Source organism: Streptomyces sp. NRRL B-24572, assembly GCF_002156145.1.
Taxonomy (GTDB): domain Bacteria; phylum Actinomycetota; class Actinomycetes; order Streptomycetales; family Streptomycetaceae; genus Streptomyces; species Streptomyces vietnamensis.
This window is the reverse complement of sequence record NZ_MWIG01000454.1, coordinates 1-6,726: the sequence shown is the minus strand read 5'-3', so window position 1 is coordinate 6,726 and position 6,726 is coordinate 1. Positions and strand designations below refer to the sequence as shown.

Below are 6,726 nucleotides of genomic sequence, written 5' to 3'. Positions count from 1 at the left end.
CTGGGATGCCCGCGTCGCCGCCCGCCAGCACATCCGTACCTCGCCATACCAGATCCTGCCCGCGGACGTGGCCCGTCCCTGGGAGAGCTACCGGCGCGACCGCCTGGCGAGGCACTCCGATCCCACGCCGTCCGTCGACCCGGACGACCAGGCCGCCTGGACCGCTGAACTGGCCGGCGCCCGCCGCGCCGTCGCCTCCGGCCTCGCGCAGCCCGCGCAGGCTCGGGCGATCACCAGCGGGCGTAGCGGGATCGACCCGAGGCTGGAGGCCCGGCTGCGGGAGATCGGCTCCTGCATGCCGCCCGCCGCCCGAGCCGCCCTCGCGCCCTACCGGCCCGCCCGAGCCGCACGCGAGGCCGCCGTCGCACAGGGCCAGCCCGACCCTCTCGGCGTGCGCTGCGGCTGGTGCCTGGCGCAGCCCGGTGAGCCCTGCCGCCGGCGCCGGATCGGTCCCGACGACGGGGTACGCGGAACAGCCCCGCGTGCCACCCCGCACCCCGGCCGCCTCGACCTCGCCGCCGTACAGCAGACCCAGCAGGTCCAGCAGCCGGCCATGGTCTGACCGGCGTCCATGGCTGGTGCACCCCGCACCGCCGACCACCACCGTCCCTCCTCGGCTGCGGCGCACGCTCCCGCGCCGCAGCCGGCACCCGACGCCGCGCCCGCCGAGCACCGCCCTGGCCCGACGGCGCGGCAGCACATCGGAGAACCCCCTTGCGCCACATCACCACCCACGACGCTCCGGCCACCGGCCTGCGCGGCATCGCAGACACCAGCTGGCACACCCGCGGAGCCTGTCACGGCATGGACGTCGAGGACGCCGACGCCGTCTTCTTCCCCCTCCCCCGGGACCACGAAGCCATCGCCGAGGCGAAGGAGCTGTGCGGCTGGTGCCCGGTGCGCAGCGACTGCCTCAACTACGCGCTGGAGAACGTCCTCAAGGAGGGCATCTGGGGCGGGCTCACCGAAGCCGAGCGCCGCCCGTGGCACGACGGGCTGCCCCAGCGCCTCGACTACCGGCGCGTGATCGCGTTCTTCCAGGGCCGCGACGTCCACCTGACCGAGGCCGAGCGCCAGGCCGTCGTCGACCACGCCTATCTCCGGGGCTGGCGGCCCGACCGGCTCGCCGTCGGCCTGCAGATCAGCCACAAGCACGCCCGTGACCTGCTCCGGCAGGCGGCCAACAAGGTGCTCGACCGCGACCGCCGCCAGGGTGTTCCTCGGCCCAAGAAGAAGCGGCAGAAGACCACTCCAGCAGCGGGCCGCCCCGTGACCACCAAGCCCGCCACCCGACAGCCGGTGTCGCGCCAGGCAGCGTCGCCCTCGACGCCCGCCTCTTTCGGAAAGGCCGCATGACCCACCCCGTCCTGTCCCTGGGTGCCGCTCCGGACCTCCCTCTCCTCCTCGTCGCCGGCGTCCCCGCCGCCTTCGCCCTGGTGCTGGTCGCCTGGACGATCCGGCGCCGAGGAGCCCGCCCGCAGAAGCGCGTCGGCGGTCCGGCGGTCAAGGTCGCCGCCCTCGCCGCCCTCGGCTGCACCGCCTACAGCGCCGACACGAGCTGGCGCTTCGCGGCCGACTACCTCGACATGGCCGGCACCGCCGAGCGCGCCGGGATGTTCGCCGCCGCCGAACTGGCGCTCTTCGCGACCGCGCTGATGGCGCGGCAGAACCTGGCCACGCAGGGCGCCCCGGGCCTGCCCGGCACCCTGGTCTGGGTGATCACCGGAGTGCAGGTGATCCCCGCCTACGCCGAGAGCGGTCCCGTCGGCGGCACCGTCCGGGCCTTCGTCGGCCCGGTCATGGCGGCCATGCTGTGGCACCTCGCCATGGGAATCGAGCTGCGTCTCCACACCCCTGGCGCCGCCTCCCACGGGCTGCTCGCCGTCCTGGGGCGGGAGGTGCGCGAACGGCTGCTGTCCCGCCTCGGCATCGCCGCCCGCGACCGCGACGCCGCGCAGATCACCCGGGACCGGGCCACCGCCCGCGCGGTCGACCTGGCTGCCCGCCTCGCCGAGCGCGCCCCCGAGCGCCGGGAGGGCTGGCGAGGCCGGCGGCTCGCCCGACGGCTGTCGAAGGCGGTCGCCAGGGCCTCGGTCGGCACGGACCCTCTCCAGCGCACGCAGCTCCTCGACCAGCTCGCTGCCCGCCGGCACGCGCTCGCCCTCGCCACGGTCCCGCTCCCCTCTCCCTGGTCCCCGGTGCTTACCACCACCGCGGCTGCCACGGTCCCCGCCCAGCAGACCTCCGAAGCACCGGTCCCCGTGGCCGGTCCCCACGGTCCCGGCGAGTCGGAGGACAGGGACCGGGGACCGGGGGGACCGGGGACCGAGAACTGGGACGTCAGCGCACCAGCAGTCGCGGGGACCGAGGGCGATGACACGGGGACCAAGACCCCAGACGTGAGCGCCGGCCCGGGGACCGTCCCCGTCGAATCGGACCCAGACGAGGGGACCGCCGGCGGCGCGGGGACCGACGGTCCTGCTGTCGAAGTGCCTGCTCAGGCGGGTGATTCGCATCGGGGACCGAGGGGCGCCGAGTCGGGGACCGAGCTCACCGGGGACCGGGGACCGACCGACACCGACACGGGGACCGAGCCCACCGGGGACCGGGGACCGACCGACACCGACACGGGGACCGAGCCCACCGGGGACCGGGGACACAAGGTCCCCCTCCGGCGGAAGACGAGCTCGAAGACCAGGGCCAAGGGCAAGGGACAGCGCGGCAGTCGCCCCCGCACCCCGCAGGCGCAGCGCCCGGCGCGCGAGTCGGAGCAGTCGGTGGACCAGCTCGTCCAGCAGGTCCTCCCTCACGTCCCCGCCCTGCTCGAACGGGACGGCAACCCGGCCATCACCCGAGTCCAGCTTCGGGAGATCCTCCGCCGCGAGGGACTGAAGGGTGGCCGGAACGACCGGCTGAGCCTCGTCCTCCAGGAGCTGCGGGGCATCGACACCACGACGACAAGGAGCAACGCCCGATGAGGACCTGCCACTACTTCACCACCATCCGTACGCAGTACGAGCGGGAGATCGGCTTCATGCTCGCCCACTCCAAGCGGTACGAGGGCAGTCCGGCGGCGAAGTCCAGCGCGAAGCAGGCCGCGTCGGCGAAGCAGCGGATGGCCCGGGCCCTCAGCGGCCATGTCGGGCGCTGCCCCGAGTGCGGTTGAGCCTGCAAAACCCCAGTTCAACGCCCCTATCTGCCAGGGTGGCCCGGCTTCGCGCCGGGCCACCGCCCCGCTTAAGGAGGTACGCCGTGATTCCGCCTTCTCCTCGGTCATCCGAGCCCACGGTCGCCGAGGCCGGCGCCTGGGCGGACGTCCTGGTCCGCCGGCGGCTCGTACACGCCGCTGTTCTCGCGCCCACCGGCCAGTGGCTCGTCCAGGGCCGCCCCGACGGCCCTGTCCGCGTCCTTGCGGGACCGGCCGACGTCCTCGAACTGACCGCCGTCATCCAGCACCGCATCCGTTCCACGAGGCCCGAATCCCGATGACGTACCCCACCCAGTACGGCACCACCCCGGAACCTGCTCGCAACCACAACTCGGTCTTGGGGCGAGCAAGTTGGGGCGGAAGTACTACTTCCGCCGAGCCCGCCCTTGAAGGGGCGGGAGAGGACCTGCACCGGGGGGCGCAGGTCCGGTGGGCTTCGACCGAGGGCGGATCGAAGCCGGAGGAGGAACGCAAGCCGAATCGACCTCGTGAGCGTCCTGCCCGTCAGCGTCCGCGTCAGCCGCCCGAGAGGAAGCGCCGCCACCTGCGTACGACCCGCTTCAACGATGCCGAGTGCGCTCTGATCGTTTCCGCCGCCGCCCAGTGCAACCTGACCGTCGGCGGCTTCCTCGCCCGTGCCGCGCTCGCCGCGGCCCGGGATCTCGACCGAACGAACGCCGAGATCGCCACCGAACGCGATGTCTTGACCGCGCTGTTCGACAGCCGGCGCAAGCTCGGCTGGGCCGGCAGCAACCTCAACCAGATGACGAAGGCCCTCAACGCCGGTGCCGATGCCACCATCCCTCAGCTGGAGGCGAGCCTCGCGGCCGTACGGCGGGCCGCCAACGCGGTGCACGCCGCCGCGACCGCCGTCCTCGAACAGCAGCAGGCATCATGATCCCGAGCGTCAACGACCCCGGCGACCGGACCATCGGCCTGCTCGCCTACCTCTACGGCCCCGGCAGGCACGAGGAACACACCGACCCGCACCTCGTCGCCTCCTTCGACGACATGTCCCCCGACCCCGGCCGCGACCCGAACGCCACCCTCAAGGACCTCCAGCAGCTCCTGGACCAGCCGGTGATGGCCCTTCCCAAGCACGCCCGTCCGGCCAAGCACGTGTGGCACACCTCCGTCCGCACCGCCCCCGGCGACCGGACGCTGTCGGACGAGGAATGGGCCGGCATCGCCCGCCGGATCGTCGCCGCCACCGGCATCGACCCCGGCAACGGGCAGCCCGGCTGCCGCTGGGCCGCCGTACGGCACGCGGACGACCACATCCACATCGTCGCCACGCTCGTCCGCGAGGACGGCCTACGCCCCGACGACTTCCGCTCTGGCGCCCGAGCCCAGGCCGAAGCCCGGCTCATCGAGAAGGAACTCGGGCTCCACGAGGTCGCGCCCGGCGACGGCACGGCCGCTCAGCGGCCCACCAGCGCCGAGCGCCACAAGGCCGAGCGCCAGGGCCGCGAGCGCACCGCCCGCGAAGAACTGCGCGAGACCGTACGCCGTGCGGTGGCCGGCGTGAGGAGCGAGGAGGAGTTCTTCGACCGGCTCGCCGGCGCCGGCCTCCTGATCCGCAAGCGCACCGCACCCTCCGGGGACCTCCTCGGATACAAGGTCGCCCTGCCCGACGACCGGAACCGGGACGGCGAGCCGGTGTTCTACCCCGGCGCGCGCCTTGCCCCCGACCTCTCGCTGCCCCGTATCCGGGAGCGCTGGTCCGCCGACACCCAGAACGGCCTGGCTCCCCGGCAGGAGGATGCCGTCCGTACGGGACCGAGCACTCCAGCCGCTGCCCGCCGCAGGACAGCATCGGCAGCCTGGCAGGCCATGCTCGTCATCGAGCACGGCGACGACGCGGTCGCCGCCGCGCACATCGCGGCGGCCGGTGAGATCCTCGACGCCCTCGCGAAGACGTCCGCCGCCCACACCCGCCGCGAACTTCGCAACGCAGCAACGGTCTTCGAACGGGCCTCTCGCTCCCACGTCCGCGCCGTACGCGGACACGACCGCGCCCTGCGCCAGGCCGCCCGCGACCTCGTCCACGGCGGCCCGGCCCTCGGCCGCGGTGAGGACGGCGCGAGCACCGCGATGGCGATCGACATGCTGTTCTTCCTGATCACCGCCGCCGCGCACTGGCACGCGAAGAAGGGCCACGCGCAGCAGGCCGCCGCCGCCGCGCGGGCCGCCGAGTACCTGCGCTCCGCCTACCAGGAGGCCGCCGCCAGCCCCCTCGGCGTGCTCTACCAGCGCGGCCGGCGCCTGAACCGGCCCCTCCTCCAGCGCCAGACGGCGGTGCTGCGCGAGGCGCTGCCCGCTCTGGCCGAGCAGATCCTCGCCGAGCCCGGCTGGTACGCCCTGGCGGCCACCATCGCGGACGCCGAAGCCGCCGGCCATGACCCCGCCGCCCTCCTGTCCGGCGCGGTCGAGCGCCGCGAACTCGATACCGCGGAGTCGGTCAGCGACGTGCTGGTGTGGCGGATGCGAAGGATGGCCGACCTGCCCGCCGACGCCTCGGAGCTCCCCACGTACGGCACAACAGGCAGCCCGTCCAGGGCGCGCGGGACGGCAGCCCGCCCCTCTGCACCTGGCCGACGCCGCAGCGGGGAGGACGCCACCGGAAGGACCCAGTAGGCCCGCCGGCGACGCGTACGGGATCGCCGTACCACCAGGAAAAGGGACACCACCACCGTCTTGGCCTCCTCGAAGGTCACTGTGGACTTTGTGAATTGAAGCTCCCGGAGGTGTGCGGCACGATCATGACGCGAGTAAGACGAGGCAGAGGAGGACGTCAGAATGTTTCACCGGATACGCCGCCGGGCGGCGGAGCCGAGCGAGGCGCAGCGCCGATTCTTCGAGATGTCGGCACGGCTGCAGGACCAGGTCCCTCCGGGCATCGGGAAGCCGTCGGCCGAGCCCGAGCACGGTGAGCCCGTCGCCGTGGTGGACGACTTCCTTCCGCCGGAACTGCGGGTGCCCAGCCACGACCAGCTCGACGGCCGCATGATGCCCTGGGGGCAACCGCTCGTCCTCGACGGCGAGATGGTCGCCTGCACCGAGTGCGGCGCGTACCGGGACTGGCTCGTCCTCTCCACCCGCGACGAGATCTGGCTGCGCTGCCGGGCCGGCCACCAGCAGCAGGAGACCCGCCTCGACACCGCCTGGTACAACCGGAGCGCTGGGCCGGCGGACGCGACGCACGCCACGTTCGAGGACTGCCTGCGCCACCTCGGCCACTGACCCCCACCCCTACAACCCCACCGGGCCCGCGGGCCCGCACTGACCACCCGTCTCCAAGCACCAAGGGGTCAGTACCGTCATGCGCGTTCGCGTCGCCACCACCGCCCTCGGCATCACCGCCGCCCTCCTCGCCGTGCCCGCCTGCTCCACCGGCACCAAGCCCGACACCGCCCCCTCCGCCCGTATCGGCAAGCCGACCGACGCCACCCAGAAGGTGGCCCTGCTCTCGTCGGCCGCGCTCGAGACGCGCCTGCTCGACGAGAGCAGGGCCACCT

Annotated in this window: 8 protein-coding genes and 1 pseudogene; all 9 read left to right on the top strand. The window is 73.7% G+C overall.

Translation table 11 applies throughout. From position 1 onward, the window contains the following. The coding region (locus tag CCN56_RS25905) for a hypothetical protein (RefSeq protein WP_086830389.1) at nt 1-562 on the top strand (562 nt) is incomplete at its 5' end. A gap of 152 nt (nt 563-714) precedes the next feature. Continuing rightward, nucleotides 715-1,356, top strand: coding sequence for a WhiB family transcriptional regulator (locus tag CCN56_RS25900; RefSeq protein WP_086830388.1), 642 nt, complete (start codon nt 715-717; stop codon nt 1,354-1,356). Next, complete coding sequence (locus tag CCN56_RS25895) at nt 1,353-2,978, top strand: hypothetical protein (protein WP_086830387.1); 1,626 nt, start codon at nt 1,353-1,355, stop codon at nt 2,976-2,978. The genes CCN56_RS25900 and CCN56_RS25895 overlap by 4 nt, the downstream gene beginning before the upstream one ends. Continuing rightward, a complete protein-coding gene (locus CCN56_RS25890) occupies nt 2,975-3,166 on the top strand; it encodes a hypothetical protein (protein ID WP_071273764.1) in 192 nt (63 codons plus the stop codon). Before CCN56_RS25895 ends, CCN56_RS25890 begins: the two co-directional genes overlap by 4 nt. 86 nt (nt 3,167-3,252) lie before the next feature. Further along, nucleotides 3,253-3,489 carry a hypothetical protein gene (locus tag CCN56_RS25885; RefSeq protein ID WP_086830386.1) on the top strand — a complete coding sequence of 79 codons (237 nt, stop codon included), beginning with the start codon at nt 3,253-3,255 and terminating at the stop codon, nt 3,487-3,489. Then, on the top strand, nt 3,486-4,106 hold the full coding sequence (locus tag CCN56_RS44870; protein WP_256962142.1) for a hypothetical protein: 621 nt from the start codon (nt 3,486-3,488) through the stop codon (nt 4,104-4,106). The genes CCN56_RS25885 and CCN56_RS44870 overlap by 4 nt, the downstream gene beginning before the upstream one ends. Then, nucleotides 4,103-5,845, top strand: coding sequence for a relaxase/mobilization nuclease domain-containing protein (locus CCN56_RS25875; protein WP_086830385.1), 1,743 nt, complete (start codon nt 4,103-4,105; stop codon nt 5,843-5,845). The genes CCN56_RS44870 and CCN56_RS25875 overlap by 4 nt, the downstream gene beginning before the upstream one ends. A 162-nt stretch (nt 5,846-6,007) precedes the next feature. After that, the gene (locus tag CCN56_RS25870) at nt 6,008-6,451 is read left to right on the top strand and encodes a hypothetical protein (RefSeq protein WP_086830384.1); all 444 of its coding nucleotides are present in this window, start codon (nt 6,008-6,010) and stop codon (nt 6,449-6,451) included. 79 nt (nt 6,452-6,530) lie between these two features. Further along, nucleotides 6,531-6,726 (top strand): annotated as a pseudogene (locus CCN56_RS25865) (hypothetical protein); the annotation flags it as partial.

Excerpts from the sequence above, each read along its gene's own strand:
- CCN56_RS25895 (WP_086830387.1), top strand. The coding sequence starts at position 1,353 with ATGACCCACCCCGTCCTGTCCCTGGGTGCCGCTCCGGACCTCCCTCTC.
- CCN56_RS25890 (WP_071273764.1), top strand. The coding sequence starts at position 2,975 with ATGAGGACCTGCCACTACTTCACCACCATCCGTACGCAGTACGAGCGG.
- CCN56_RS44870 (WP_256962142.1), top strand. The coding sequence starts at position 3,486 with ATGACGTACCCCACCCAGTACGGCACCACCCCGGAACCTGCTCGCAAC.
- CCN56_RS25875 (WP_086830385.1), top strand. The coding sequence starts at position 4,103 with ATGATCCCGAGCGTCAACGACCCCGGCGACCGGACCATCGGCCTGCTC.
- CCN56_RS25870 (WP_086830384.1), top strand. The coding sequence starts at position 6,008 with ATGTTTCACCGGATACGCCGCCGGGCGGCGGAGCCGAGCGAGGCGCAG.